The sequence below is a fragment of the Roseinatronobacter thiooxidans genome, assembly GCF_001870675.1.
GTDB lineage: Bacteria > Pseudomonadota > Alphaproteobacteria > Rhodobacterales > Rhodobacteraceae > Roseinatronobacter > Roseinatronobacter thiooxidans.
Genome location: NZ_MEHT01000010.1, coordinates 20,664 through 46,362, shown reverse-complemented (window position 1 = coordinate 46,362; position 25,699 = coordinate 20,664). Strand labels below are relative to the sequence as shown.

Sequence of the window (25,699 nt, the reverse complement as noted above, 5' to 3'; positions counted from 1 at the left end):
TTACTTGCCAATGGCTTTCAGCACAGCCTCGCCCAGTCCGGCGGGGCTGTCCGCAACCACGATTCCGGCGCTTTTCATCGCCTCGATCTTGTCATCGGCACCGCCCTTGCCGCCTGCGACAATCGCGCCTGCATGGCCCATGCGCCGGCCGGGAGGGGCCGTGCGGCCAGCGATAAAGCCTGCAACAGGCTTCTTGCGCCCGCGTTTGGCCTCATCCTTCAGGAATTGCGCGGCTTCTTCCTCGGCGCTGCCGCCGATTTCGCCGATCATGATGATCGAATGGGTCTCGTCATCGGCCAGGAACCATTCCAGCACATCCAGATGTTCCGTCCCCTTTACAGGGTCGCCCCCGATGCCCACGCAAGTGGATTGGCCCAGCCCCACATCAGTGGTCTGCTTCACGGCCTCATAGGTCAGCGTGCCAGAGCGTGACACAACACCGACAGAACCGCGGCGGTGGATATGGCCGGGCATAATGCCGATCTTGCACGCATCCGGTGTGATGACGCCAGGGCAGTTGGGGCCGATCAGGATCGACTTGCTGCCTTCCAGCGCGCGCTTCACGCGCATCATATCCAGCACCGGAATACCTTCGGTGATGCACACGATCAGTTCCATTTCCGCGTCAATCGCTTCAAGGATCGAGTCCGCCGCAAAAGGGGGCGGTACATAGATCACCGAGGCATTCGCTTCAGTGCGGGCTTTGGCCTCATGCACCGAATTGAACACCGGCAGACCCAGATGGTCCTGCCCGCCTTTGCCGGGTGTCACGCCACCCACCATCTGCGTGCCATAGGCAATCGCCTGCTCGGAATGGAATGTGCCTTGGCTGCCGGTGAAGCCCTGACAGATGACCTTGGTATTTTTATCTACGAGAACAGCCATCTGTCTTATCCCTTCACTGCCTTGACGATCTTCTGCGCACCGTCTTTCAGGTCATCCGCCGCGATCACGTTCAGCCCCGAATTGCGGATGATATCCTTGCCCAGATCGACATTCGTGCCTTCCAGACGCACCACCAGCGGCACTTGCAGCCCGACTTCCTTCACCGCTGCGATCACGCCTTCGGCGATGATGTCGCAGCGCATGATGCCCCCGAAGATATTGACAAGAATACCTTTCACATTGGGGTCAGAGGTGATGATCTTGAACGCCTCGGTCACTTTTTCCTTGGTCGCACCGCCACCCACATCCAAAAAGTTGGCAGGCTCGGCCCCATACAGCTTGATAATATCCATCGTCGCCATGGCCAGACCGGCACCATTGACCATGCAGCCAATCTCGCCATCCAGCGCGATATAGTTCAGGTCGTATTTGCTGGCGGCCAGTTCTTTGGAATCTTCTTCCGTCTCGTCGCGCAGGGCCAGAATATCGGACTGGCGGTAGAGCGCGTTCGAATCGAAGCCCATCTTGGCATCAAGGCATTTCAGATCCCCCGTATCGGTGACGATCAGCGGGTTGATCTCGACCATCTCGGCGTCGCGTTCGACGAAAAGCTTGTACAGTTTGCTGACCAGATCGACACATTGCTTGACCTGCTTGCCTTCCAGCCCCAGCGCGAACGCGACGCGACGGCCATGAAAGCCCTGAATTCCGGTTGCAGGGTCAATGCTGAAAGACAGGATTTTCTCAGGCGTATTGGCGGCGACTTCTTCAATATCCATGCCGCCTTCGGTCGAGACGACAAAGCTGATGCGGCTGCTGACCCGGTCAACCAGAAGCGCCAGATACAACTCGCGCTCGATCTCTGATCCGTCCTCGATATAGACGCGGTTGACCTGCTTGCCGGCAGGGCCGGTCTGGTGCGTGACCAGCGTGCGCCCCAGCATGGCTTTGGCATGCTCTTCTGCCTCTGCCACCGATCTGGCCAGACGAACGCCGCCTTTTTCACCGGCAGAAGCTTCCTTGAAGCTGCCTTTGCCGCGCCCGCCTGCATGGATCTGGGCTTTGACCACCCAAAGCGGGCCATCCATCTCGCCCGCTGCGCTTTTTGCTTCTTCGGCCTTGAAAACGATGCGACCTTCCGAAACAGGCACCCCGTAAGAGCGCAGCAGCCCTTTTGCCTGATACTCATGAATATTCATGAAACTGTCCCATTTCTGCTGTTACTTACCCCTCCATCGCAGATTCAGAGTGAAAAACAATCAAAATCTTCTTAAAAATAAGCAAACTTAGCTGAAATCGAAGTTTTGTGATCACTGTTTTCAAACGTGTGATCACAAATATTTTCCACAAGCCGGCCATGCGGCATTTTGTCCGGATTTTTCTATGGACCGCTGCAAAAAAGGCCGCGCTGTCGCGCGGCCTTTTGAATGGAATAGGTCAGGATTATCTCAGGCAAGGCTTGAGTCGATACCCTTGCACGCCTCAACAAGGCCGCGGACAGCTTCGATCGACTTGTCGAACATCACCTGTTCGTCTTTGTTCAGCTTGATATCGACAACCTTCTCGATCCCGCCTGCGCCAATGATCGTTGGCACACCGACATAGATGCCCTTCAGACCGAATTCGCCATCACAATAGGCCGCACAGGGCAGCAGGCGCTTTTGGTCTTTCAGATAGGCTTCTGCCATCTCGATGGCGCTGGTTGCGGGGGCATAGAAGGCCGAGCCGGTCTTCAACAGGCCCACGATTTCCGCGCCGCCATCGCGGGTGCGCTGCACGATTGCATCCAGCTTGTCCTGACTGGTCCAACCCATCTCGATCAGGTCTGGCAGGGGAATGCCTGCTACTGTCGAATAACGCACCAAGGGCACCATCGTGTCGCCGTGCCCGCCCAGCACGAAGGCTGTGACATCGCGCATCGATACTTTGAACTCAAGGCTCAGGAAATGACGGAAACGCGCCGAATCCAGCACGCCTGCCATGCCCACGACCTTGTTATGCGGCAGGCCAGAGAATTCGCGCAGCGCCCAGACCATCGCATCCAGCGGGTTGGTGATGCAGATGACAAACGCATCGGGCGCATGGGCGGCAATGCCCTCGCCCACAGATTTCATGACCTTCAGGTTGATGCCCAGCAGGTCATCGCGGCTCATGCCCGGCTTGCGCGGAACACCGGCGGTGACGATGCAGACATCTGCGCCTGCGATATCGGCATAGTCATTCGTGCCCTTGAAGCTGCCATCGAACCCTTCCGAGGGGCCCGATTCCGCGATGTCGAGCGCCTTGCCCTGCGGAATGCCTTCTGCAATGTCAAACATTATGACATCGCCAAGTTCCTTGATGGCGGCCAGATGGGCAAGCGTGCCGCCAATCTGTCCCGCGCCGATCAGTGCAATTTTGGGTCTGGCCATCAGTGATCTCCGGATCTTTGGTTGTGACGCCTCTTGCCTAGTGCCTTCCTTCCACTGACGCAAGGGCATCACGCAAACGAGAGCAGACACACGCGGGTGATAGCGCGCACATCGCGGATCGAGAGATGGATCGGCCCCCATTCGCGCGCACGCTCAACTGCCCACACGCCACAACCCCGGCCTTGCGCCGGGGTCTCCCCCCACCACCCCAGAGGTCCCGGCGCAAGGCCGGGACTGCGGCGCACCAAGATCACCGCTCGGTCAGTTTCAACTCGATCCGGCGGTTGCGGGCGCGGGCCTCGGGGGTGTTGGCAGGGTCCACGGGCCGGTATTCCCCAAAGCCGGTTGCCGCCAGCCGCTGCGGCTCGAAGCCCAGCTGGTCGGTCATGAAGCGCACCACAGACAGCGCACGCGCCTGACTGAGCGCCCAATTGTCCCGCCATTCCGCCCCCGGTCCCAGTGACAGGTTGTCGGTATGCCCGTCGACGCGCAAGATCCAGTCTATCTCGGGGGGAATGCGGTCGGACACATCGCGCAAGATATTCACCACATTGGCGATCTGCGCCTGCCCCGCTGGTGCCAGCTCGGCAGAGCCCAATTCAAACAGAACTTCAGACGAGAATACGAACCTGTCCCCGACAATCTCGATTTCCTCGCGCCCTTCCAGAACCTCGCGCAGGCGGCCAAAAAATTCGGACTGGAACCGCTCCAGCCGCTCGCGCTCGGCCGATTCCAGTGCTGCGCGCGCGCGCTGCTCGACGGCCAGTTGCGCCAAGGCCATGTTCAGATCCGCGCCCAGACTTTCGATCTGGGTTTGCGAGGCATCTTCGCGCGCGCGCACATCGCCCAGCAGATCCTGTAAACTGCCCACCTGTCCGCGCAGGGCCGCGACTTGCTGGTTCAGCACTTCAAGGCGGCGCTGGTCGGCAAGGCTTTGGGCGTCGCGTTCGGACAAGGATTGCTCGGCCATGGCACGCAATGCCGCAAGGCGCTCGCGTTCTGACATCTCGGCCTCCAGCGCGGCTTCTGCCTCGGCCTGCCCTGCGCGCGCGGCGGCCAGCAAGGTCAATGTCTCTTCGGCGCGCAGGCGTTGCGCCTCTAGCGCCAATGTCATCGAGGTTAATTCGGCATCCGCGTTTTCCAGCCGTGCGCGCAACGCCTCTGCGGCAGCGGCATCTGCCAGACGGCGGCGTTCCTCGGCACTCAACTCGGTCTCGACATTGGCCAGCCTGTCGCGCAGCGCTTCTGCCGCCGCGCGCTCTGCCAGTGCCGCTTGTTCTGCCGCGTCCAGCTCGCTGCGCAAACTGTCCTCGACGCGCGCCTGATCCTGCATTTGCACCTCGGTCGCGGCAAGCTGCGCTGCCAGCTGCGCAAGGCTTGCATCCTGCGCCGCAGCCTCGGCCTGTGATTGGGCAAGTGCCGCCTCGACCGCCTCGGCGCGCGCGGCGGCCAGACGCGCGGCCTCTGCCTCGGCGTCCAGTTCATCGCGCAATGACGCAAGCGCCAGTTGCAGTGCCTCTTGTTCGGATAGCAGCTGTGTTTGCGCAGCCTCCAACTGGGCCAGATCCGAACTCAGCGCATCCCCCCGCGCCACTGCCGTGTCGCGTGCGGCAATCAGGGCTGCGACCTGGGCCTCGAAATCGGTGATGCTGGCCTGCGCGGCGCTAAGGGCTTGTTCACGCGCGGCCAGATCGCCGCTTAGCGTGGTAATCTGCGCCATTTGCGCCGCAGCCAGCGCGCGCGCCTCGGTCAAATCCCCCTCCAGCGCGCCAACCTCCCCTTCCAGAGAGGCCACGCGCGCGCGCGACAATCCCAACGCATCTGCGAGAGAGGCGACTTCGGCAGACAGCCCTTCCAGCTGGGTATCTTGTGCGGTGATTGTGTCGCGCAGAACGAATTGCACGATCATGAAGATCGACAGCACGAACATGAGAACCAGCAACAGCGCCGTCATCGCATCGACAAAGCCGGGCCAGATGGCCCCGCTTACATCGCGCCGCTGCCCTGTTCTGCGCGCCAGCGCCATCGCTTACTCTCCATCCCGGCGGGCACTGAAGCTGGACCGTGACAATTGCCGCACAGCCAGTGTCAAGGCGGACAGGTCCGCCCGCAGATCGGCGGTTGTTTCCACCCGTCCGGCCGAAATCTCTTCGGCGATACGCAACATCTGGCTGTCGATATTGCGCAGGCGCAGCCGGATTTCAGCCTGCGCAGAGGGGCCATGCTCTTCGGCATAGCCATAGAAATATTGCAACAGCGCGTCCTGACCTTCGGCAATGCGCTGCAAGGCGGGGATGACTGCGGCATCGGGGGCATGGGCCGCGCCGCCTGTATTTGCGGCCAGACGCTCAATCGCTTCGGCAAGCCCCCCAAGGGCCTGATCGATCTGCGCGCGCTCATGATCGGCATTCACCTGATGGCGGTACATCGCCTCCATCTGCTCGGCCATGCCATCAAGCACCTGCACCACCGCGCCCATCTCGGCGCCCTGTTCCTGATCCCCGACCACACCCAGACGCGTGATCGAGCTGAGCCATTCTTCCAACTGGCGGTAAAACCGGTTCTGTCCATGGCCTGCGAACAATTCCAGCATGCCCACAACCAGCGACCCCGCCAGCCCCAGCAGTGACGAGGAAAACGCCGTGCCCATGCCACCCAGCTGCGCTTCCAGACCTGTCATCAGGTTCTCGAACACCTGAATGCCGGTCTCGTTTTCTTCCGGCGCAAGCGAGCGGATTGTATCGACCACCGCAGGCACAGTGGTGGCCAGCCCGTAAAACGTGCCCAAAAGGCCAAGAAAGATCAGTAGCGAGATGATGTAGCGCGTGATGTCGCGCAATTCATCCAGCCGCGTGGCCACAGAATCGAGGATGGACGAGGCCGAACTGGACCCGATCTGACTGCCCCGCCCCCGCCCGCGCAACAGCGCGGCAAGCGGCATCAGCAGCGCAGGCGGAACGGTCGCTTCATGCCCCGGCGTGCCCGATGCGAACCCTTCGATCCAGATGATCGACTGGTTCAGCTGGATCACTTGCCAGAAGGTCGCAAAGACGCCCACGACAAAGACAAAAAAGATAAAACCATTCAACCAGACATTGGACAGGAAAATGCCCGACACGGCAGGCAGCGCAAACCATGTGCCAACGCTGACCAGCGCAATGACGACAAGCATCATGACAATCTGGCGCACCGGGCGGGAAAACTGTGTCTGCACCCCAATTTGGGATCTGGCCATGATCGGGTGTCCTGATCCTCTGGTTACTGGGGCCACAGTAAGTCACAGGCAGCGCTGTGCCAACAGGCATTTGCGCCGATACGCCAAATTTTCTTGTGTCTGCTCAAGGTGAAAGCGGGGCGAGTTCGCGCGCCCAGTGGGTGGGCGTATTTGTGCCGCAGCCCAAGGATGCGCTTGGCACCTGTACCCCCTGACAGATGCACCCCGCCCCAGTTCTGGCGAAATAGCACTTGCGTGGCGAAAAGGTGAAGAAGGCGTTGCGAGACGCCAAGTATATACCAAGCGCGCAAGCAGCGGGCCGCAGGCCCGCCGCGCAGGGTGCTTGAAACGCCGCCCAGAATAGGCACCGTTTCCAGACGCCATGCCCAGGGCAAAAAAACCTAGCCCGCCTTGCGTGCGGCCATTGACGCGGCGAAGCGCTCGAACAGGTAGAAACTGTCTTGCGGGCCGGGGCTTGCCTCGGGGTGGTGCTGCACCGAGAATACAGGCCGATCTTTCATGCGGATACCGCAATTGGACCCGTCAAACAGCGAGCTATGCGTCTCGACCACACCTTCGGGCAGGGTCTGGCTGTCCACTGCAAACCCGTGGTTCATAGAGGTGATCTCGACCTTGCCAGTGTCGTGATCCTTGACCGGATGGTTCGCGCCATGATGGCCATGGTTCATCTTGATCGTCTGCGCCCCAAGCGCGAGTGCAAGCATCTGATGGCCAAGGCAAATGCCGAACACCGGCAAATCTGCCGCCAGCACATCGCGGATCATTGGCACCGCATATTCACCCGTGGCGGCAGGATCGCCGGGGCCATTGGACAAAAACACCCCGTCAGGGTTCAAGGCCAGCACATCTTGCGCTGTGGCGCTTGCAGGCAGGACTGTCACATCGCATCCGGCAGATGCCAGACAGCGCAGAATATTGCGCTTTGCGCCATAATCAATGGCGACAACCTTGTGAACAGCAGCGGTCTGGCGGGTATAGCCTTCGGGCCATGCCCACCGCATTTCATCCCAGCGGTAAGATTGCGCACAGGTCACGTCGCGCGCCAGATCAAGGCCCACAAGCCCCTTCCATGCCCGCGCTTTGGCAACCAGCGCTTCAATGTCGAAATTGCCATCCGGGTCATGCGCAAGCGCGACATGTGGCGCGCCCTGCTGGCGGATGGCGCGGGTCAGGCGGCGCGTGTCGATCCCGCCGATACAGATGCGCCCGCGCTTTTGCAGCCATGTGACCATATCTTCAACCGCGCGCCAGTTCGACGGCGCGGTGGGGTCCCATTTTACCACCATTCCTGCCGCGACAGGGTCTTGTGTCTCATCATCGTCAGGGTTCACCCCCACATTTCCGATATGGGGAAAGGTAAAGGTCACGATCTGCCCCGCATAGGACGGGTCGGTCATGATTTCCTGATAGCCGGTCATGGCCGTGTTGAAGCACAGCTCGGCCACTGTTTCACCAGTTGCGCCGAAGCCTCGGCCATAAAATATGGTCCCATCGGCCAAAGCAAGGCACGCGGTGGGCTTGGGGGTCTGGGCAGACATGGGCGCGTCTCCGTCTGTTCGGATTTGCGGGCACCTCTACGGGGGCTGATGCGAAGAATCAAGGCGATCCGGCGTGGGATGGCATTTGTTGTCGCAATTATCCGTGCGCAGCCATGGCGCTTGCCGCGATTGGCGCGCTTGGGTACTGTGCCCCCTCACCCCAATGTGCAGACAGGAGCGACGTGATGTCCTTGCGCGACAAGATTTCCAGCGAACTCAAGACCGCCATGAAAGCGCGGGATTCCGTGCGCCTTGCCACCCTGCGGCTGATCAATGCCGCCATCAAGGACCGCGAGATTGCCGCGCGCGGCGATCAGGGCGTCAGTGAATTGACCGATGCAGACCTGACAGCGGTGCTGACGCGCATGGTCAAACAGCGCCGCGATTCGGCGCGCGCCTATGAAGAAGCCGCGCGCCTTGATCTGGCCGCCAAAGAGACCGCCGAGATTGGCGTGATTGAAAGCTTCCTTCCCCGCCAGCTGACCGAGGAAGAGATGACCGCCGCCATTGCCAAAGTCATTGCCCGCACCGGCGCCAATTCGGTGCGCGATATCGGCAAGGTCATGGCCGCGCTGAAGGCCGATTATGCGGGCCAGATGGATTTCGGCAAGGCAGGCGCGCTGGTGAAGCAGAAACTGGCCTGATCGGGCAGCGCCTGCCTTGGCATTTGCTGTGCAGCACTACCTTGTGTCCTTCAACAGGAGGAAAAACACATGAACATGCGGTATCTTTCACTTGTGACAACATGCGCCATTCTGGCAGGCAGCGCCACCATGGCCGAGAATTTTGAATACAGCGTCGGCGATACTGTGTTCGAAGGGTATATCGCCCTGCCAGAGGGCGCAGCGCGCGGCACAGTCTTGATCATTCACGATTGGGACGGGCTGAATGCGCATGAAATCGCCCGCGCCGATGCGATGGCCGCGGCAGGCTATGTCGGTGTCGCGCTGGACCTGTTCGGGCGCGACGCAGTGCTTGACGGGATGGACGATTACCGCCGTGAAACCGGCGCGCTTTATGCTGACCGCGAGGAATTCCGCGCGCGCATTGCCGCCGGGGCCGAAGCTGCGAGCGCCTTGGAGGATGTGCCGGGCCAGATGGTTCTGACAGGCTATTGCTTTGGCGGGGCGGCAGCACTGGAAGGCGCGCGCGCAGGGTTTGACATGGCAGGTTTTGTCAGCTTCCACGGCGGCCTTGGCACACCCGAAGGTCAGGATTACAGCGCAACCGAAGGCGCGGTGCTGGTGCTGCACGGCTCTGCCGATCCGGTGTCCGGCATGGCCGATCTGGCCGCCCTGATGGATGAATTGCGCGAAGCCGACGTCCCGCACGCCGCCCGCATTTTTGGCGGCGCGCGCCATTCCTTCACGGTGGAATCGTCCAATGACTGGGACGCGGACGCCAATGCCAAGGCAGAAGCCGCCTTGCTGGAGTTTCTGGGCGAGGTTTTCTAAGCGTCAGACCGAGTAGCGCGCGTCTGCCATGGAATCCTGTCGCAGACGCGTCTCGAATGCCAGCGAGATATGCTGCTTCAACGCATCATAGGCGCGGTCGCCGTCACCTGCGGCGATCGCCTCGACAATCTTGCTATGCTCTTCCAGCGTCTGAAACCCGCGCCCCTCGAAGGAGAGCGAGGTTGTGGCCAGCAGCGCCATGGAGCGGTGCACAAGGTCAAGCTGCTGCACCAGATAGCGGTTATGCGAGGCCAGATGAATCTGTTTGTGAAACCGCTTATTGGCACGGCTTAGCGCTTGGGGCTGGTTCATCAGCGCGCGGTCTTCCTCGATCATGCCGCGCAGCAGGCGCACTTCTTCCTGTGTCGCATGCCGCGCCGCAAGGCGCGCGGCCAGCCCTTCCAGCTCTGATCGCACGACGTAGAGTTCCGCCAGTTGGTTGTGATCCAGCGAAGCCACAATCAGCGACCGCCCGTCACGCGTCAGAAGCGATTGCGTCTCAAGCCGTTGCAGCGCTTCGCGGATCGGCGTACGCGAGACGCCAAAGCGGTCGGCCAGTTCCGATTCCACCAGCCTGTCACCGGGTTTGTATACACCCAGATCAATCGCTTCCAGAATCAGCGTATAGGCGTCTTTCAGGGGTTTTGTGTCAGTCATGTCATAACTCTGTATCTTCTCAAGTTTACAAAAGACGGGATCGCGCCAGATGACAACCCCTGTCACCTTGTTCTTCGAGAGAAAACCGCTACTGTGCGCGCCATGCCAGCCGAATATTTCACAGATGTGCGTGCATGGGTCTTTGACCTTGATAACACGCTTTACCCGCCGGAAATGCGGCTTTTCGACCAGATCGAGAAGCGCATGGTCAGCTATGTCATGGACACGCTTGGCGTGTCGCAGGACGAAGCCGCGCATCTGCGCCACAGCTATTGGGTGCAATATGGCACAACGCTTGCTGGGCTGATGCAAGATCACGGCATCGACCCTGTGCCCTATATGCAGCATGTGCATGACATAGATTTCTCGGTCCTGCGCCCCGATCCGCAGTTGCGCGACCATATCGCCGCCCTTCCGGGCCGCAGGATCATCTACACGAACGGGTCGGCAGACTACGCCCTGCGCGTGACCGAGGCGCGCGGGCTGGGCGGCTTGTTCGATGCGATTTATGGCGTCGAGCATGCCAATTACCGCCCCAAGCCCGAACAATCCGCTTTTGCACAGGTCTTTGCGCTGGACGGGCTGGACCCTGCCCGCGCTGCCATGTTTGAAGATGACCCGCGCAATCTGGCGGCCCCCTTTGACATGGGCATGCGCACGGTCCATGTCGCGCCAGAGCGCCTTGATGCGCCCCATATCCAGCATCATACGGATGATCTGACAGCGTTCCTGTCGCTGTTGCGCCCCTGAAATCTGCGCCACCCCCCAAACTGGCACGCGCGACAAAATGTCATGCTGCACTGCAGCAATTCAAGCGCTATACGCGCCCCAGATTTATTGGAGGAACGACAATGACACATACCGCCACCGCAACACCCGCCACCCCGAAGCTGCCTGCAAACGAGCCTTGGGGCATCTGGGCAGCGATCTTGTTCGTGATCGCAACGCTTGTCACCGCAGTGGCAACATTGGGCGTGGCAGGGCTGGTCGTCGTGATGGTGCCTGCGGCAATCGCCATGCTGGTGCTGTTGTGCTTTATCGTTTTCGGCTGACACGCTGAAACCCGCGCGCGGGGCGCGTCACAGCCCCTGCGCGCTTCGGTCGCGCGACATTGTGCCATGCTGCGGGTCGTGCGGGCATTTCCTACATCCCCGATACATGTAATCGAAGGATGTGTGACAATGGCCCTGAATGACCACCACCCCGCTGATAAAAAGCACAACTGGCGCAATGACGAAGAACCATGGCCGATTTGGGCGGCCCTTATGGTGTTCCTGAATGTCCTTGTGATTTCAACCATGGTCTGGGGGTTGCCGGGGCTTGTGGCGGTTATGGTGCCTGCGGCTGTCGGCATGGTAATCTTGCTGATCTTCATTGTGTTTGGCTGAGATGGCGCACCGCGCAACAGTGCCCGCATTGCGCCTGCGCCCCCATGCGCTACACTGTGCGAAATGAACAAGAGGTGCAGCGATGCGAGAACAGTATGATGTGGTTATCTCGGGCGGTGGCATCGCGGGCATGACTGCCGCGGCGGCCTTTGGCAGCCTGGGCTATTCGGTCCTGTGCGTAGACCCTGCGCCCCCCATCATCGCCGAATCCGACCCCGGATCGGATTTGCGCAGTACGGCCTTTTTGCAACCCTCCGTCGATATTCTGGAAAAAGCGGGGCTTTGGGCGCGGTTTCAGGCCCATGCCATGCCCTTGCAAGTCATGCGTATTGTCGATGCGGGCGGTGAAGACCCCACGCCCCGCGTCAGCCATTCCTTTGATGCGTCCGATATTTCTGACCAGCCCTTTGGCTGGAACCTGCCCAACTGGCTGTTGAAACGCGAATGCGCGGCCAGACTGGCGGAATTGCCAAATGTCACCTTTCGCCCCGGTATCGGCACCCGCCGCCTGACCACGCGCGAAACTGCCGCGCTGATCGGCCTGACCGATGGCACCACGGTCGTGGCGAAACTGCTTATTGCCGCCGACGGGCGCAATTCGCCCATGCGCCAAGCGCTGGGTATCGGCGTGCGCACCACGCGCTTTGGGCAAAAGGCACTGGCCTTTGCGGTCACGCATTCTGTCCCGCATGAGAATGTCTCGACCGAGATACACCGCTCTGGCGGGCCGTTTACTTTTGTGCCCCTGCCCGACAAGGACGGCCAACCCTGCTCTGCCATTGTCTGGATGGAAACCGGCCCCGAAGTGGCACGCCTGAGCGCGCTGCCGCGCGCGGCGTTCGAGGAGGAAATGAACACCCGTTCTTGCGGGCTGTTCGGGCCGCTGAAACTGGCCTCTCGCCTGACAGTCTGGCCAATCATCAGCCAGATTGCAGAGCGGTTCCATGGCGAACGCACGGCCCTTATGGCCGAAGCCGCGCATGTCGTGCCCCCGATCGGGGCGCAGGGGCTGAACATGTCGCTGGCGGATTTGTCGGCGCTGGTGGCGCTGGCAACACCAGAGACACTGGGAACCCCTGCCATGCTGTCAGCCTATCACCGCCGCCGCGCCCCCGATGTGGCGATGCGGGTGGCGGGGGTTGGCATGCTCAACCGTGCATCCATGATGCACGCGCAACCTTTGCGCGACATGCGCGCAAAGGTGCTGGATGTTATGTATTCCGCAGCCCCTGTGCGCCGCACATTGATGCAGATGGGCATAGGCGTCAGGTCTTGACCTGACGCCCCCCCCTTAGCCAAGCGGCTGCAAGCCGTGGCGATAGCGGCGCATATTCGCCCTGTAGCCCGCAGCAGACGCCAGCAGCTTGGCCTGCGCCTCTGCGTTCAGCTCGCGCACCACGCGCCCGGGCGCGCCCATCACAAGCGACCCGTCGGGAATGACCTTGCCTTCGGTCACCAGCGCGCCTGCGCCAATCAGGCAGCCTTTGCCGATGACCGCGCCATTCAGCACCGTTGCCCCCATCCCGATCAGCGAGCCATCGCCGATGGTGCAGCCATGCAGCATGGCTTTGTGCCCGATCGTGCAATTTGCCCCGATGGCCAGCGGATAGCCGATATCGGTATGCAACACGCAGTTTTCCTGAATGTTGCTGCCCTCTCCTATGACCAGCGGTTCATTATCGCCGCGCAAGGTGCAGCCGAACCAGACCGACACCCCCTCTGACAGCACAACTTGCCCGATCACATGCGCGCCCGGTGCAACCCAATAGTCCCCGCTTTCAGGCAAGCTGGGGCTGACCCCATCAAGCGCATACAGCATCACGCATCTCCGAATTTGCGCAGCCGTGCGATCAGCGCGGATGTGTCCCAACGCCCGCCGCCCATGCTTTGTACTTCCTTGTAGAACTGGTCTACCAAGGCCGTCACCGGCAGTGCCGCGCCCACATCATCGGCGGCCGCAAGACAGATGCCCAAGTCCTTGCGCATCCAGTCCACCGCAAAGCCGTGGTTGAACTCTCCGTCCAGCATGGTGGCGTGGCGGTTCTGCATCTGCCATGACCCCGCCGCCCCCTGAGAGATGACTTCAACAACCGCGCGCCCGTCCATGCCCGCTTTCTCGCCGAAATGCAGCGCCTCTGCCAGCCCTTGCACGGCACCGGCAATGCAGATCTGGTTCATCATCTTGGCAATCTGGCCTGCGCCACTCTCTCCCATGCGGCGTGCGATGCGGGCATAGGCGTCCATGATCGGGGCGGCACGGTCGAAATCCGCCGCATCCCCGCCGCACATGATCGACAGCGCGCCGTTTTCCGCGCCCGCCTGCCCGCCAGATACAGGCGCATCCACATAGCCCACGCCCTGCGCCGTGGCCAAGGCATGCAATTCGCGCGTGACTTGCGCAGAAACTGTGGTGTGATCTACAAAAACCGTGCCGCTGCCCATCGCAGCAAATGCGCCATCTTCCCCCAGACACACGCTGCGCAAATCATCGTCATTGCCCACACATGCCATGACGAATTCCGCACCTTGCGCGGCCTCGCGCGGGGTTGCGGCAAAGCGCCCGCCATGCGTTGCAGCCCAGGCTTCGGCCTTGGATGTTGTGCGATTATACACAGTTACCTCATGGCCGGCCTTCGCCAGATGCGCGGCCATTGGCCCCCCCATAACACCAAGCCCCAGAAACGCCAGTTTAGCCATTGCATCCTCCTCGAATTCTTGTGATTGCGCTTTCGGCGCTGGGGCAATACCTATCAGGGCCAACCCCACCGTCAACATAAAGCCTCTTTCACCTCATGTTCACATTGTTTCGCTGGCTGTTGAAAATCTTTGGCGCATTGGCTGCGCTGGCGGTGCTTATCGGGTTGGGGCTGTATTTTTTCCTTGCGCGCTCGCTGCCTGATTACACCGAAACCTTTACGATTCCGGGGGTGCAGGGCGAGGTTGAGATTATTCGCAACACCCATAACGTGCCCCATATCTTTGCCGAGCATGAGACAGATGTGTTTTTCGGGCTGGGCTTTGCCCATGCGCAAGACCGGCTATGGCAAATGCAGATGATGCGGCGCACCGCACAAGGGCGGCTGTCGGAAATGTTCGGGCGCCGCACGATCCGCACAGATGAATTGATGCGCAGACTGGACCTGTATGGCCTTGCGCGCAGTTCGGTGGCGGCACAGGACAGCCAGACACAGGCCGCGCTGCAATCCTATGCGGATGGGGTGAATGCGTGGCTGCGGCTAAGCAATGACCGCGCGCGCGGACGCGGCGCGCCCGAATTTTTCGTCTTCAACGCCGAGATGCCCCTGTGGCAGCCTGCGGATTCGCTGGCCATTCTGAAGCTGTTATCTGTGCAACTGAACGGGCAGATCACGCGCGAGGTGTTGCGCGCGCGCACCTCGCTTCTGGTCCCTGAAGAACGCTTGCGCGATCTGATGCCGGACGCGCCCGGCTCTGGCTTGGCTGTCCTGCCCGATTACGCGTCGATCTTTCCTGAAATCTCGCCCGATGCGCGCGCGGCGGCGCTGAGTGATCCCTTGTCGCCCATCCGGCCCCACACGCTGGCAGGCGCGTCCAACAGCTTTGCCGCCACGCCCGCGCGTGCGGCAAGTGATGGCGCGATCCTTGCCAATGACCCGCATCTGGAACTGACAGCGCCCGCGCTGATGTATCTGGCACGGCTGGAACTGGACAGCGGCGGGGTGATCGGGGCCAGCATTCCGGGTATCCCTGCGATCCTGTCTGGCCGGTCCGAGGCGTTGGGCTGGGGCATTACCTCGTCCTATATGGATGACAGCGACATATTCATTGAAGAACTGAACCCCGACGCCCCCACCCAATACCGCACCCCAGACGGCTGGGCAGAGTTCGAGACGCGCGGCACGATCATCCGTATCAAGGATGAAGACCCCGTCACCCTGACGCTGCGCTGGTCTGAAAACGGCCCTGTCCTGTCGGGGGGGCTGTATGATCTGGGCACAATCACACCGCCGGGCCATGTTGCCAGCCTTGGCTGGACTGCACTGGAGGCGGAAGACACCACCATGTCCGCCGCCATGCGCCTGATGCGCGCGCAAACCATCGAAGACGCCTTGGCGGCGGGCGAGCTGTTCGTGGCCCCCTCGCAAAACCTGATCCTCGCCACGCGAGAGCGCGTGGCCATGCAGACCATCGGGCGCATGCCGCGACGCAGCGCAGAGCATGAAACCCAAGGCCGCATGCCCGCCCCCGGCTGGCGCGCCGAGAACCGCTGGCTTGGCACTCTGCCCTATTCGGCAAATCCGCAGTTTCTGGACCCGGAAAGCGGCATTCTCGGCAATACCAACAACAAAATCCTTGATCGCCCCTTCCCGCTGCATGTCAGCCATGACTGGGGCGACACGCAACGCATCGCACGGTTTTTGCACCTGATGCGCGCGCGCAATGTGCATACCCGCGACAGCTTTATCGAAGCGCAACTTGACACGGTCAGCCCTGCTGCGCGCTTGCTGCTGCCGCTGGTGGCCGCAGATCTGTGGTTCTCGGGTGACGCGGCACCGGCAGGCACCCGCGCGCATTTGCGCCAGCGTGCCCTGCGCCTGATGGCCGACTGGAACGGCGAGATGAACGAGCATCTGCCAGAACCGCTGATCTATGCCGCATGGATGCGCGCGCTGCAAACCCGCCTGATCCGGGATGAGTTGGGGCCGCTGGCCGACAGCTTTACCCATGTCGATCCGGTGTTCATCGAACGCGTGTTCCGCGACACGGACGGGGCGGGCGAGTGGTGCAATATCGTGCAATCCTCGGTGCGTGAAACCTGCACCGAAATGGCCATCACCGCGCTGGACGAAGCATTGCTGCGCCTGACAGAGCGGTATGGCGACAATGTCCAAAGCTGGCGCTGGGGCGATGCGCATATGGCAACCCACAGGCATTCCGTGCTGGGCGAGGTGCCGCTCGTGCGCCATTTCGTCAATATCCGCCAGTCCACATCTGGCGGCGACCACACGCTGATGCGCGCGCGCACCTCTGGCCAGGAACCGGAACCCTTCGCCAATATCCATGGCGCCGTCTATCGCGGTGTCTATGACTTCGCAGACCCCGAAAACTCGGTTTTCATTCTCTCGACAGGCCAGTCCGGCCACCCCCTGTCGCGCCATTATGACGATCTGGGCGATCTGTGGCGGCGGGGTGAATATATCCCGATGACACTTGATCCGGAACTTGCGCGCGGCGGCGCAGTTGGAATAACAACGCTTCGCCCTGCACCAGACTAGCAACCGGCGTTGCAGTTTGAACACGATCCAGAATTACTACGCAAATTGACCTTCGGTCAGGTGTGACAAGCCACACTGGACCGCGTCAAGGTTACGACCACGAGGAGCCGCGCAAGCGGAGAAGTTCGGAAAAAAGGAGGAGTTTTCCGTGTATAAATATCTAGTTCCGGGCCTGATGGCCATTGTCGCGTCGCCTGCGCTTGCCGGGGGGATTGAGCGCAGTCCGCAATCCATGAATATCCTGTTTCAGCAGGGCAACTATCTGGAAATGGGCGCAAGCTACGCACGCCCAAGCGTAAGCGGATCGCTTGCCACAGTTGCTGGTACTCCCTTGCAGGGACAACCAACTGGCAATATCGCGCGCAGTTTCGTAAGCGGCTCTCTTGGCCTTAAGGGCGATATTAGCGAACAAATCGCATATGCGATTGTTCTGGATCAGCCCTTTGGCGCAGATACTCTGTACCCAAGCGGGTCAGCCTTGGCAGGATCACTCGGGAAAGTCGAGAATACGACTTTAACTGCAATTCTGCGATATAAGTTTGAAGGGGGCTTCAGTGCGCATGCAGGGGTCCGCTCTTCTTGGACAAAAGGAACTGCCGAGATTGCTGTCTCACCAGTGCTGAATTACGCGCTCTCAACACAGACCGATCAGGCATGGGGCTACCTGCTTGGGGTCGCCTACGAAATGCCGGAAATTGCCTTGCGCGTGGCATTGACCTATAATTCAAGCATCACACATACTTTCCGCGCAACTGAAACAGGCGTTTCACCCGTACCGGCAGACACCTTCAACTCCAAACTACCACAATCTGTGAATCTTGAATTCCAGACGGGTGTTGCAGAAGACACGCTTGTTTTTGGGTCGGTGCGTTGGGTGAACTGGAAACAATTTGACATCACCCCCCCAGATTATGCCGCCAGCCCAAACCCGCTTAGTGGTGGTGCTCCCAGAGGGCCGTTGGTTGCATATCAAAAGAACTCGACCACCTATACACTCGGCGTAGGGCGTCGCTTCAACGAGAACTGGTCAGGCTCTGTTTCGCTGGCATATGACACCGGCAATGGAAACCCGACCAGCAACCTTGGTCCGACAGGCAATCGCCTGACACTGGGTCTGGGGGCATCCTATACCATCGATAACGTCACCATCAGTGGCGGCATGCAATATGCGCGCATCGGGAATGCCACAACCACGCTGGGCAGCCAGTTCAGCAAAAACTCTGCTATCGGCGCGGGTATCCGCATCGGCTATCGCTTCTAAGTAACCTTGCCTCTGCACATAACCGGCCCTGCCAGCCCGCGCGCTGGCAGGGCCTTTTTCATGCGGTCTTGACGATACACGGCGCACTGGATACCCAAAACCCCACAGTTCAAGGACGCGCCCCATGCTCTACCCTACTGCCACTGACTGGCTCGATGCGCCGCGCAAACAGGTTATGCTGTTCGGCATGTCGGGGCTTGGCAAAACCCATCTGGCAAATCTGCTGCGCGAAGGTGGCGGCTGGTTTCACTACTCCATCGATTACCGCATCGGCACGCGCTATATGGGCGAATACATTGCCGATAATTTCAAGATTGAAGCGATGAAAGTGCCGCTCTTGCGGGAATTGTTGCTGTCGGATTCGGTCTATATCAGCTCGAACATCACCTTCGACAATCTGGCCCCGCTTTCGACCTATCTGGGCAAGCCCGGCAACCCCGACCGCGGCGGGTTGCGCTTTGACGACTATATGCAGCGTCAGGACCAGCACCGCACAGCGGAAATTGCAGCGCTCTCCGACACGCCCCATTTCATCGCCCGCGCAAAGGCGCTGTATGGCTATGCGAATTTCGTCTGCGACACAGGCGGGTCAATCTGCGAAGTGATCAACCCCGATGATCCCCAAGACCCTTTGATGACCCTGCTCTCTGGCCATGTGCTGCCCATCTGGATCGAGGGGTCCGAGGCGCATACCGAAGAGTTGATCCGCCGCTTCGACCGCGCACCCAAGCCCATGTATTACCAGCCCGCGTTCCTGCAAGCAGCTTGGGCAGATTACCAGCACCAGACCGGACAGACCGAGGCGCAGATCGACCCTGACGCTTTCGTGCGCTGGACCTATGCCCGCGCGCTGGCCCATCGCGCGCCCCGCTACGCCGCAATGGCGCGCAACTGGGGGCTGAGTGTCAGCGCGCAAGAGGTGGCCCAGATCCGCGAGGCGCAGGATTTCGTATCGCTGATTGCCCAGAAGCTGCCAGACTAAGGACGACCCATGCCCATCAAACTGCCTGAAACCCTGCCTGCCTTTGACGTGCTGACCCGCGAAGGGGTTATGGTCATGTCAGAGCAGGCCGCCGCGCGGCAGGATATCCGGCCCCTACGCATCGGGCTGTTGAACCTGATGCCCAAGAAAATCCAGACCGAGACGCAATTCGCCCGCCTGATCGGGGCCACGCCCTTGCAGATCGAATTCTCGCTGATCCGCATGTCGGAACATGAGACGAAAAACACCGCCGCCGAACATATGGCCGAATTCTACCGCCCCTTTCAGGAGGTGAAGTCAGAACGTTTTGACGGGCTGATCATCACCGGCGCCCCGATCGAGCATCTGGCCTATGAAGATGTCACCTATTGGGATGAATTGACCGAAGTGTTTGAATGGACACAAACCCATGTCCACCAGACATTCGGGGTGTGTTGGGGCGGTATGGCCATGCTGTGGCATTTCCACAAGGTGAACAAGCATTTGCTGGACGCCAAAGCCTTTGGCTGTTTCCGCCACCGCATTCTGACGCCCGCCTCGCCCTATTTGCGGGGCTTCTCGGATGATCTGCTGATCCCTGTCAGCCGCTGGACCGGCATGCAGCAAGCCGAGATTGATGCCATCCCGGCCCTGAACACGCTCATCGCCTCAGATCAGGTTGGCCCCTGTCTGGTATCCGATCCCGCGCATCGGGCGCTGATGGTGTTCAACCATTTTGAATATGACAGCACCACGCTGAAAGAAGAATATGACCGCGATGTTGAAGCGGGCAAGCCGATCAATATACCGCAGAACTACTACCCAGATGACGATCCCGAGAGAGTGCCGCTAAACCGCTGGAGAAGTCACGCCCACCTTCTATATGGAAACTGGATCAACGAGATATACCAGACAACACCCTATGACCTTGCGCATATCGGCCAATAAACTTGCAGGGCTTGCCCTGAGCACCGCGATTGTCGCGGCCTGTTCAACTGCGCTGGAGGACCCTATGGCCCATGCCGACACTGCGCCGCAGGGGGCTTTTATTGACCTGCCACAAGGGCGCATTCATGCCGTGATTCAGGGTCAGGGGCCGGATCTGGTTATGATCCACGGGGCCAATGGCAATTCGCGCGATTTCAGCTTTGATCTGATCGCGCGGATGGCAGATGATTTTCGCGTCATCGCCTTTGACCGTCCCGGTTTCGGATTTTCCGACGATTTCGGCGGCCCTGACAGCCCTGTGGTGCAAGCCGACATTCTGCGCGTGGCCGCAGCGACGCTGGGTCTGGAAGACCCTATTGTGCTGGGGCATTCCTATGGCGGGGCGGTCGCCCTTGCATGGGCCTTGCGCGCACCCAATGATGTGGCGGGCCTGACATTGCTGGCGCCTGCCTCGCATCCATGGCCGGGCGAGTTGGGCATCTGGTACAAACTCAGCGCCTCTGCATTGGGGCAGCATATTGTGTTGCCGCTGATCTCGCGCTTCGCCCCGCGCGGCGCGGTCGAGCGTAGCCTTGAAGGGGTATTTGCCCCCGACCCTGTGCCCGAAGGGTATCTTGATCATCTGGGGTTGGCGCTGACCTTGCGCGCAGAACAGTTGCGCCTGAATGCAAGCCAGATCGACAGTTTGAAACGCCATGTCGATGCGATGGCAGGCGGCTACCCTGCCCTGACCATGCCGATTGAGGTTTTGCACGGCACCAGCGACACCACAGTGGGTCTGCAATACCACTCCGCGCGGCTGGAGGCAGAGGTCGAGAGCGTCACCCTGACCCGGCTGGAAGGGGTGGGGCATATGCCCCATCATGCAAAACCGGAAGAGGTTGTCGCGGCAATCCACCGGCTTGCCGCCCGCATTGCAGAGGCGCGCCAAGACTGACGCCCTGCAAAGCGCCCTATCGACACGCGATGTATGCGCAAGAATGTTTAGTCAAAATGCCGCCGGATGCGGCGTACCATGCCCCAGACCCCCAGCACCACAAGGGGTGCAAGAATGGCCATCGCAACCCCGCGCGAAATGCCGAACGGCTCCATCATGGGCATGGCAACATAGCTGGCAAGGTTGACAGCATAGTAGCTGATCGCCACAACAGACAACCCCTCGACCGTGTTTTGCAACCGCAGTTGCAGATCGGCGCGGCGGTCCATGCTTTCCAGCAGCTTCTGGTTCTGCGCCGAGCGTTCGACATCCACCCGCGTGCCCAATAACTGCCCCGCGCGCATCGCGCGTTCTGCCATCTTGCTTAACCGTGCTTCGGCCGATTTGACAGTGCGCATCGCAGGGTCATAGCGGCGGGTCATGAATTCTTGCAGCGTCTGGCGGCCATTGAACCGCGCTTCGCGCAACACCTCGATGCGCTGGTTCACCAACGCCTCATACGCCCCTGTCGCCCCGAAGCGAAAGGAATTCTCGACCATCATGTTTTCCAACTCGGACGAAATGCGCAGCAGCGCTTCCAGCGTATCTTCAGACCGCTTGTCAGGTTCCATCATGGCGCGGGTCAAGCGCGACAATTCATCATCCAGCGCCGCCATCTGCGAAGACAGGCTCCGCGCACGCAACAGGCCCAGCATGGAACTGGTCTTATAGGTTTCAATCTCGCACAGGCGCTGCAAAATACGCCCCACACGCCGCCCGCCAGTGCCGGGCTTTACGAACACCGCCATCCTTATATGGCCCGCACGGTCAATGCGGAAATCGCTGGCAATGATGGCGGTGCCATCCAGCACATAGGACGCAGCCAGACTTTCAGGCACAAACCAGTCCTGCAATTTCTCGGCCATCTCTGTAATGTCGTCAGACATGTTCTCGATCTGGAACAGGATCGAGGTCAGGCGCGTTCCGGGCGCATCCTGCAACCACGCGTCCGGAAACACATCAAAGGCGGCGGGGTCAAAAGGCCGCTCGGCCATGCCCTGCTCGAAAGCAGTATAGGTCACAAACTCTGTATGGCTTTCCCATTTCAGATGGTGGCGGCCCAGTTCTGCGGAATGATGCGTCGCATCGGGTGCCGGATGGCCAGCACCGTGCCGGTCCAGCAGCGACAGCAGATGCGCGCGATCCGCCCCACGGTCGCGCTTGGAGGCATCGCGCGCGGGCTTGACCGCCAGAAACACCGCAACACCCGGTGCGGAAATCTTGGCCGCAGGACGCGCATGCAGTTCATTCACAAGCGTATAGCGCTGGGGGTGGTCCTCGATCGGCGGCATGGTGGAGAGAGCCTTTTGCATGGGTATCCGTTCAGCATATTCTGCAACGCAGCAAATGAAAACGCTTGGAATTCGCACACTGTTGCACACTTGTATTTTCGCCACAAATCATTGTTGCAAACCGCCCCCCCCCCTGAACCCGCCATAGTTGCGCAAGAAAGCCGCAGTCGCTACTCTAGCCTCATTTTACCGAAAGATTTTCCTATGAACATTGACCCCGTGACCCTGTATTTTCTGACATGGCAGGGGGTGCATACACTTCTTGCGGGCGTTCTGGCTCTAATCGTTGTGGCGCTGGTCTGGCTGATGCTGTTCGGGGCGGAGCGTGCGCAGCCTGTCACCTTTGAAAGCTGGTTCAAGGCGGCGGCTTTGGGGCTGTTTCCAGTCTGGGTCTGGCTTTTGGGCGCGACGCTCTGGGGAGTATGGCAGGTGTTCAACGGGGTGGAGGGCGCACCCCTTGCCTCAGGTTCGCTTGGCCTCGGCGCGCTGATTGCCGCATTCTTGGGTGCGCCTTTCGTGATCTATGGCACCTATCTACGCCACAAGACCCAGCGGCTAGAGCAGGAAGGCCACATGACCGACCGCATCAATAAGGCGGTCGAGCAGTTGGGGTCGGAGAAGACAGAAAAGCAATACTCGTTGGATGCAGACGGCAAGCCGGTTCAAGTTGAAAGAACGGTCCCTAATATCGAAGTACGCATGGGCGCGATTCTGTCGCTGGAACGCATCGCGCAGGATTCAACGATGCATGACAAGGGCCGCGACCATGTGCGGGTGATGGAAATCCTCTGCGCCTATATCCGCGAGAACGCGCGGGGGTCAGAAGCCAAGAAGAGCTTGCGTGTTCTTTACGAGGAAGAGCGCGAAGACCCAGAAATGCCAGAAGAACATTTCGATGAGTGGTTTTGCGAGCAATACAACGTTCATCCACTTTACCTAGAAGACAATATTTCGGTGGCTGCAACCAAACGCTGGGCGGCCAACTTGTCCAAACCCCGCGCCGACGTGCAGCTTGCGCTGACTGTGATCGGACGACGCAACGAGGACCAGCGCCGCGTCGAGGCTGCATGGCCCAACCCACCGACACAGGCTAAGTTCTGGCCCTTTGATCTCGATTTCAAGCGCCTACCCGATGATCCCAGCGACCCGCCCTTGGGCAAAGCGGCAAAGATGGCATTCAAAGAAGGACTCGAGGAATGGAAAACCAAGCTCCGCGACTATCGCGGCTATCGGCTGGACCTACGCGGGGCCAACCTGCAAGGCGCCGATATGGCGGCGAAGCAACCAAACGGATCAGACGCAGTATTTTCCGGTGCGCGGTTTGACGGCACGCGGCTTGAAGGCGCGAGTCTCTGGGGTGCTCGGATAGAGGGGGCAAATCTTTTTGAGGCGCGGATGGAAGGTGCGGACCTTTCGGAAGCACGGATGGAGGGGGCAGTGCTCATGGAGGCGCGGATAGAGGGGGCAGACCTTTCTCTGGCGCGGATGGAGGGGGCGGACCTCAGCGAGGCGCGGATGGAGGGAGCAGATCTCTTGCATTTGCGGATGGAAAGCGCGTACCTCTGGGCCGCACAGATGGAGGGGACGAATCTTTCGCAGACCCGAATGGATAGTTTCACCGTTCTTAACTCGGCTAGTTTTCGAGGCGCCGCGCTGAGAAAATTGGATTTTACTACAGTGCCTATGTTCGAGAAGCAGATCATGTCCTGTTTTGGCGATGCCAGCGTGATCCTGCCCAATGGCACCCACAGCCCCGATCATTGGCCGGACTGGGAGTTGCCAGATCATGGCTCACACAACTACGACAAAGAATGGCGAAAATGGCAGGCCAACCCCGACACCTACCGCCCCCCGCCCAAACCCGAATAACCGCCCAACAAAAAAGGCCCCCGAACCGGGGGCCTTTTCCGCAACTCTCGACCAAAGATCAATCGATCATCGGCAACAGGCTGTCCACAGACGCTTTCGCATCACCGTAGAACATCCGCGTGTTGTCCTTGTAGAACAGCGGGTTCTCGATGCCGGAATAGCCTGTCCCCTGCCCGCGCTTGGACACGAATACCTGTTTCGCCTTCCACACTTCCAGAACCGGCATGCCCGCGATGGGGCTGTTGGGGTCTTCTTGTGCGGCAGGGTTCACGATGTCGTTGGAGCCGATGACGATCACCACATCTGTCGATGGGAAGTCGTCATTGATCTCGTCCATCTCCAGCACGATGTCATAGGGCACTTTGGCTTCGGCCAGCAGCACGTTCATATGCCCCGGCAAACGGCCCGCCACGGGGTGAATGGCGAAACGCACATTCTTGCCCTTGGCGCGCAGTTTGCGGGTCAGTTCCGACACGCTTTGCTGGGCTTGTGCCACCGCCATGCCGTAACCGGGCACGATAACCACGCTGTCAGCCTCGTTCAGCGCGCTTGCAACACCATCAGCGTTGATCGCAACCTGCTCGCCCTCAACTGCCATTTGTGGGCCGGTTGTGCCGCCAAAGCCGCCAAGGATCACGCTGATGAAGCTGCGGTTCATGGCCTTGCACATGATGTAGCTCAGGATTGCGCCCGAAGCCCCGACCAGCGCGCCCACCACGATCAGCAATTCATTGCCAAGCGAGAAGCCGATGGCCGCCGCCGCCCAGCCGGAATAGCTGTTGAGCATCGACACCACCACCGGCATGTCAGCCCCGCCAATGCCCATGATCAGGTGATAGCCGATAAACAGCGCCAGCGCTGTCAGCACTACCAGCATCAGGATCGACGCGCCTGCACTGTCGGCATAGACCAGATACAGCCCCGCAAACACAACCGACAGAACCGCCGCGCCCGCATTCAGCATATGCCCGCCGGGCAATTGCTTGGCGGCCGTGTCTACGCGGCCCGCCAGTTTGCCATAGGCGATGATTGACCCTGTAAAGGTCACAGCCCCGATCCAGATGCCGATCATCAATTCGACACGCAGAATCGTCACTTCAACAGCGGTTTTCTTGCCGATGATCGCTGCGAAATTGCTCAGGCTCAGCCATAGTTCATAGGCAGGCACCGACATCAGCCCTTCGGGCTGCGGGAAGGGCAAGGCATTTTCCGCGAAAATCTGCGCCACGCTTCCGATTTCAAGATGCGCGTTCAAGCCCACCAGAACCGCCGCCAACCCAACCAGCGAGTGCATGAAGGCCACAAGCTCGGGCATCTGCGTCATTTGCACGCGCGTGGCCAATTGCCAGCCGACAATGCCGCCGATTGCAATCAGCACAACCGTCAGCCCCCACATGCCAGAGCCGGGGCCAACCAGCATGGCCAGCACCGCCACGGTCATGCCCGCAATACCATACCAGATGGCGCGTTTGGCGCTTTCCTGTCCTGACAGACCGCCAAGCGACAGGACAAAGAGAACTGTCGCAACCGCATAGGCCGCAACTGTAAATCCGAAATCCATCTCTTATT

23 protein-coding genes are annotated in these 25,699 nt (G+C 60.2%); 12 read left to right on the top strand and 11 right to left on the bottom strand.

The features are described from left to right. The 6 genes from sucD to carA form a co-directional block, all read right to left on the bottom strand. Positions 1-885 (bottom strand): succinate--CoA ligase subunit alpha, encoded by an 885-nt coding sequence (sucD, locus tag BG455_RS06740; protein WP_071469224.1) that lies wholly within the window; start codon positions 883-885, stop codon positions 1-3. Positions 886-890: 5 nt separating this feature from the next. Continuing rightward, entirely contained in the window at positions 891-2,084 is a 1,194-nt protein-coding gene (gene sucC, locus BG455_RS06735) for an ADP-forming succinate--CoA ligase subunit beta (RefSeq protein WP_071469223.1), read from the bottom strand. A 249-nt stretch (positions 2,085-2,333) separates the two neighbouring features. Then, positions 2,334-3,296 carry a malate dehydrogenase gene (gene mdh, locus BG455_RS06730; protein ID WP_071469222.1) on the bottom strand — a complete coding sequence of 321 codons (963 nt, stop codon included), beginning with the start codon at positions 3,294-3,296 and terminating at the stop codon, positions 2,334-2,336. A 250-nt stretch (positions 3,297-3,546) separates the two neighbouring features. Beyond that, on the bottom strand, positions 3,547-5,322 hold the full coding sequence (locus BG455_RS06725; protein ID WP_071469221.1) for a peptidoglycan -binding protein: 1,776 nt from the start codon (positions 5,320-5,322) through the stop codon (positions 3,547-3,549). Positions 5,323-5,325: 3 nt separating this feature from the next. Further along, complete coding sequence (locus BG455_RS06720; RefSeq protein WP_071469220.1) at positions 5,326-6,531, bottom strand: biopolymer transporter ExbB; 1,206 nt, start codon at positions 6,529-6,531, stop codon at positions 5,326-5,328. Positions 6,532-6,911: 380 nt separating this feature from the next. After that, a complete protein-coding gene (gene carA, locus BG455_RS06715; RefSeq protein ID WP_071469219.1) occupies positions 6,912-8,069 on the bottom strand; it encodes a glutamine-hydrolyzing carbamoyl-phosphate synthase small subunit in 1,158 nt (385 codons plus the stop codon). A gap of 185 nt (positions 8,070-8,254) precedes the next feature. On the opposite strand from carA, the gene BG455_RS06710 reads away from it, so the two are divergent. Together BG455_RS06710 and BG455_RS06705 are read left to right on the top strand one after the other, a co-directional pair. Further along, positions 8,255-8,713: a GatB/YqeY domain-containing protein gene (locus BG455_RS06710; RefSeq protein ID WP_071469218.1), complete on the top strand. Its 459-nt coding sequence runs from the start codon at positions 8,255-8,257 to the stop codon at positions 8,711-8,713. A gap of 69 nt (positions 8,714-8,782) precedes the next feature. Next, complete coding sequence (locus BG455_RS06705) at positions 8,783-9,523, top strand: dienelactone hydrolase family protein (RefSeq protein WP_071469217.1); 741 nt, start codon at positions 8,783-8,785, stop codon at positions 9,521-9,523. Between the two features lie 3 nt (positions 9,524-9,526). On the opposite strand, the gene BG455_RS06700 is transcribed toward BG455_RS06705, so the two are convergent. Continuing rightward, positions 9,527-10,180 (bottom strand): GntR family transcriptional regulator, encoded by a 654-nt coding sequence (locus tag BG455_RS06700; protein ID WP_071469216.1) that lies wholly within the window; start codon positions 10,178-10,180, stop codon positions 9,527-9,529. 102 nt (positions 10,181-10,282) lie between these two features. Here BG455_RS06700 and BG455_RS06695 point away from each other — a divergent pair, with 102 nt between their 5' ends. The 4 genes from BG455_RS06695 to BG455_RS06680 all read left to right on the top strand — a co-directional run bounded on the left by BG455_RS06695 (position 10,283) and on the right by BG455_RS06680 (position 12,844). After that, positions 10,283-10,930, top strand: a complete 648-nt coding sequence (locus BG455_RS06695; protein WP_071469215.1) for a pyrimidine 5'-nucleotidase — start codon at positions 10,283-10,285, stop codon at positions 10,928-10,930. A 101-nt stretch (positions 10,931-11,031) separates the two neighbouring features. Beyond that, positions 11,032-11,232, top strand: coding sequence for a hypothetical protein (locus BG455_RS06690; RefSeq protein WP_071469214.1), 201 nt, complete (start codon positions 11,032-11,034; stop codon positions 11,230-11,232). A gap of 129 nt (positions 11,233-11,361) precedes the next feature. After that, positions 11,362-11,568: a hypothetical protein gene (locus BG455_RS06685; RefSeq protein ID WP_071469213.1), complete on the top strand. Its 207-nt coding sequence runs from the start codon at positions 11,362-11,364 to the stop codon at positions 11,566-11,568. An 82-nt stretch (positions 11,569-11,650) separates the two neighbouring features. Further along, complete coding sequence (locus tag BG455_RS06680) at positions 11,651-12,844, top strand: UbiH/UbiF family hydroxylase (RefSeq protein WP_071469212.1); 1,194 nt, start codon at positions 11,651-11,653, stop codon at positions 12,842-12,844. Between the two features lie 15 nt (positions 12,845-12,859). Here the strand turns inward: BG455_RS06680 and BG455_RS06675 are convergent, their stop codons facing one another. Then, positions 12,860-13,387 (bottom strand): gamma carbonic anhydrase family protein, encoded by a 528-nt coding sequence (locus BG455_RS06675; RefSeq protein WP_071469211.1) that lies wholly within the window; start codon positions 13,385-13,387, stop codon positions 12,860-12,862. After that, positions 13,387-14,343: an NAD(P)-dependent oxidoreductase gene (locus BG455_RS06670; protein ID WP_111361348.1), complete on the bottom strand. Its 957-nt coding sequence runs from the start codon at positions 14,341-14,343 to the stop codon at positions 13,387-13,389. Before BG455_RS06670 ends, BG455_RS06675 begins: the two co-directional genes overlap by 1 nt. Before the next feature lie 17 nt (positions 14,344-14,360). Here BG455_RS06670 and BG455_RS06665 point away from each other — a divergent pair, with 17 nt between their 5' ends. From BG455_RS06665 to BG455_RS06645, 5 genes are all read left to right on the top strand, one after another. Then, positions 14,361-16,823, top strand: coding sequence for a penicillin acylase family protein (locus BG455_RS06665; protein WP_071469210.1), 2,463 nt, complete (start codon positions 14,361-14,363; stop codon positions 16,821-16,823). A gap of 148 nt (positions 16,824-16,971) precedes the next feature. Beyond that, the gene (locus BG455_RS06660; RefSeq protein WP_143079885.1) at positions 16,972-18,084 is read left to right on the top strand and encodes an OmpP1/FadL family transporter; all 1,113 of its coding nucleotides are present in this window, start codon (positions 16,972-16,974) and stop codon (positions 18,082-18,084) included. 124 nt (positions 18,085-18,208) lie between these two features. After that, positions 18,209-19,066, top strand: a complete 858-nt coding sequence (locus tag BG455_RS06655; RefSeq protein WP_071469208.1) for an ATPase — start codon at positions 18,209-18,211, stop codon at positions 19,064-19,066. A gap of 9 nt (positions 19,067-19,075) precedes the next feature. Then, on the top strand, positions 19,076-19,993 hold the full coding sequence (metA, locus tag BG455_RS06650; RefSeq protein ID WP_071469207.1) for a homoserine O-acetyltransferase MetA: 918 nt from the start codon (positions 19,076-19,078) through the stop codon (positions 19,991-19,993). Further along, a complete protein-coding gene (locus BG455_RS06645; RefSeq protein WP_245735490.1) occupies positions 19,968-20,930 on the top strand; it encodes an alpha/beta fold hydrolase in 963 nt (320 codons plus the stop codon). Before metA ends, BG455_RS06645 begins: the two co-directional genes overlap by 26 nt. 47 nt (positions 20,931-20,977) lie before the next feature. Here BG455_RS06645 and BG455_RS06640 read toward each other — a convergent pair whose 3' ends face one another. Further along, entirely contained in the window at positions 20,978-22,261 is a 1,284-nt protein-coding gene (locus BG455_RS06640; RefSeq protein WP_071469206.1) for a DUF3422 family protein, read from the bottom strand. On the opposite strand from BG455_RS06640, the gene BG455_RS06635 reads away from it, so the two are divergent. Then, positions 22,208-24,130: a pentapeptide repeat-containing protein gene (locus BG455_RS06635; RefSeq protein WP_084386177.1), complete on the top strand. Its 1,923-nt coding sequence runs from the start codon at positions 22,208-22,210 to the stop codon at positions 24,128-24,130. The two genes, BG455_RS06640 and BG455_RS06635, sit on opposite strands and share 54 nt — an antisense overlap. A gap of 58 nt (positions 24,131-24,188) precedes the next feature. On the opposite strand, the gene BG455_RS06630 is transcribed toward BG455_RS06635, so the two are convergent. Continuing rightward, positions 24,189-25,691: an NAD(P)(+) transhydrogenase (Re/Si-specific) subunit beta gene (locus tag BG455_RS06630; RefSeq protein WP_071469204.1), complete on the bottom strand. Its 1,503-nt coding sequence runs from the start codon at positions 25,689-25,691 to the stop codon at positions 24,189-24,191. Positions 25,692-25,699: the final 8 nt, after the last annotated feature.

What these genes read in the sequence shown, in the direction of transcription:
- sucD (WP_071469224.1), bottom strand. Translation starts at nt 885, where the DNA reads ATGGCTGTTCTCGTAGATAAAAATACCAAGGTCATCTGTCAGGGCTTC.
- sucC (WP_071469223.1), bottom strand. Translation starts at nt 2,084, where the DNA reads ATGAATATTCATGAGTATCAGGCAAAAGGGCTGCTGCGCTCTTACGGG.
- mdh (WP_071469222.1), bottom strand. Translation starts at nt 3,296, where the DNA reads ATGGCCAGACCCAAAATTGCACTGATCGGCGCGGGACAGATTGGCGGC.
- BG455_RS06725 (WP_071469221.1), bottom strand. Translation starts at nt 5,322, where the DNA reads ATGGCGCTGGCGCGCAGAACAGGGCAGCGGCGCGATGTAAGCGGGGCC.
- BG455_RS06720 (WP_071469220.1), bottom strand. Translation starts at nt 6,531, where the DNA reads ATGGCCAGATCCCAAATTGGGGTGCAGACACAGTTTTCCCGCCCGGTG.
- carA (WP_071469219.1), bottom strand. Translation starts at nt 8,069, where the DNA reads ATGTCTGCCCAGACCCCCAAGCCCACCGCGTGCCTTGCTTTGGCCGAT.
- BG455_RS06710 (WP_071469218.1), top strand. Translation starts at nt 8,255, where the DNA reads ATGTCCTTGCGCGACAAGATTTCCAGCGAACTCAAGACCGCCATGAAA.
- BG455_RS06705 (WP_071469217.1), top strand. Translation starts at nt 8,783, where the DNA reads ATGAACATGCGGTATCTTTCACTTGTGACAACATGCGCCATTCTGGCA.
- BG455_RS06700 (WP_071469216.1), bottom strand. Translation starts at nt 10,180, where the DNA reads ATGACTGACACAAAACCCCTGAAAGACGCCTATACGCTGATTCTGGAA.
- BG455_RS06695 (WP_071469215.1), top strand. Translation starts at nt 10,283, where the DNA reads ATGCCAGCCGAATATTTCACAGATGTGCGTGCATGGGTCTTTGACCTT.
- BG455_RS06690 (WP_071469214.1), top strand. Translation starts at nt 11,032, where the DNA reads ATGACACATACCGCCACCGCAACACCCGCCACCCCGAAGCTGCCTGCA.
- BG455_RS06685 (WP_071469213.1), top strand. Translation starts at nt 11,362, where the DNA reads ATGGCCCTGAATGACCACCACCCCGCTGATAAAAAGCACAACTGGCGC.
- BG455_RS06680 (WP_071469212.1), top strand. Translation starts at nt 11,651, where the DNA reads ATGCGAGAACAGTATGATGTGGTTATCTCGGGCGGTGGCATCGCGGGC.
- BG455_RS06675 (WP_071469211.1), bottom strand. Translation starts at nt 13,387, where the DNA reads ATGCTGTATGCGCTTGATGGGGTCAGCCCCAGCTTGCCTGAAAGCGGG.
- BG455_RS06670 (WP_111361348.1), bottom strand. Translation starts at nt 14,343, where the DNA reads ATGTTGACGGTGGGGTTGGCCCTGATAGGTATTGCCCCAGCGCCGAAA.
- BG455_RS06665 (WP_071469210.1), top strand. Translation starts at nt 14,361, where the DNA reads ATGTTCACATTGTTTCGCTGGCTGTTGAAAATCTTTGGCGCATTGGCT.
- BG455_RS06655 (WP_071469208.1), top strand. Translation starts at nt 18,209, where the DNA reads ATGCTCTACCCTACTGCCACTGACTGGCTCGATGCGCCGCGCAAACAG.
- metA (WP_071469207.1), top strand. Translation starts at nt 19,076, where the DNA reads ATGCCCATCAAACTGCCTGAAACCCTGCCTGCCTTTGACGTGCTGACC.
- BG455_RS06645 (WP_245735490.1), top strand. Translation starts at nt 19,968, where the DNA reads ATGACCTTGCGCATATCGGCCAATAAACTTGCAGGGCTTGCCCTGAGC.
- BG455_RS06635 (WP_084386177.1), top strand. Translation starts at nt 22,208, where the DNA reads ATGCAGTTCATTCACAAGCGTATAGCGCTGGGGGTGGTCCTCGATCGG.
- BG455_RS06640 (WP_071469206.1), bottom strand. Translation starts at nt 22,261, where the DNA reads ATGCCGCCGATCGAGGACCACCCCCAGCGCTATACGCTTGTGAATGAA.
- BG455_RS06630 (WP_071469204.1), bottom strand. Translation starts at nt 25,691, where the DNA reads ATGGATTTCGGATTTACAGTTGCGGCCTATGCGGTTGCGACAGTTCTC.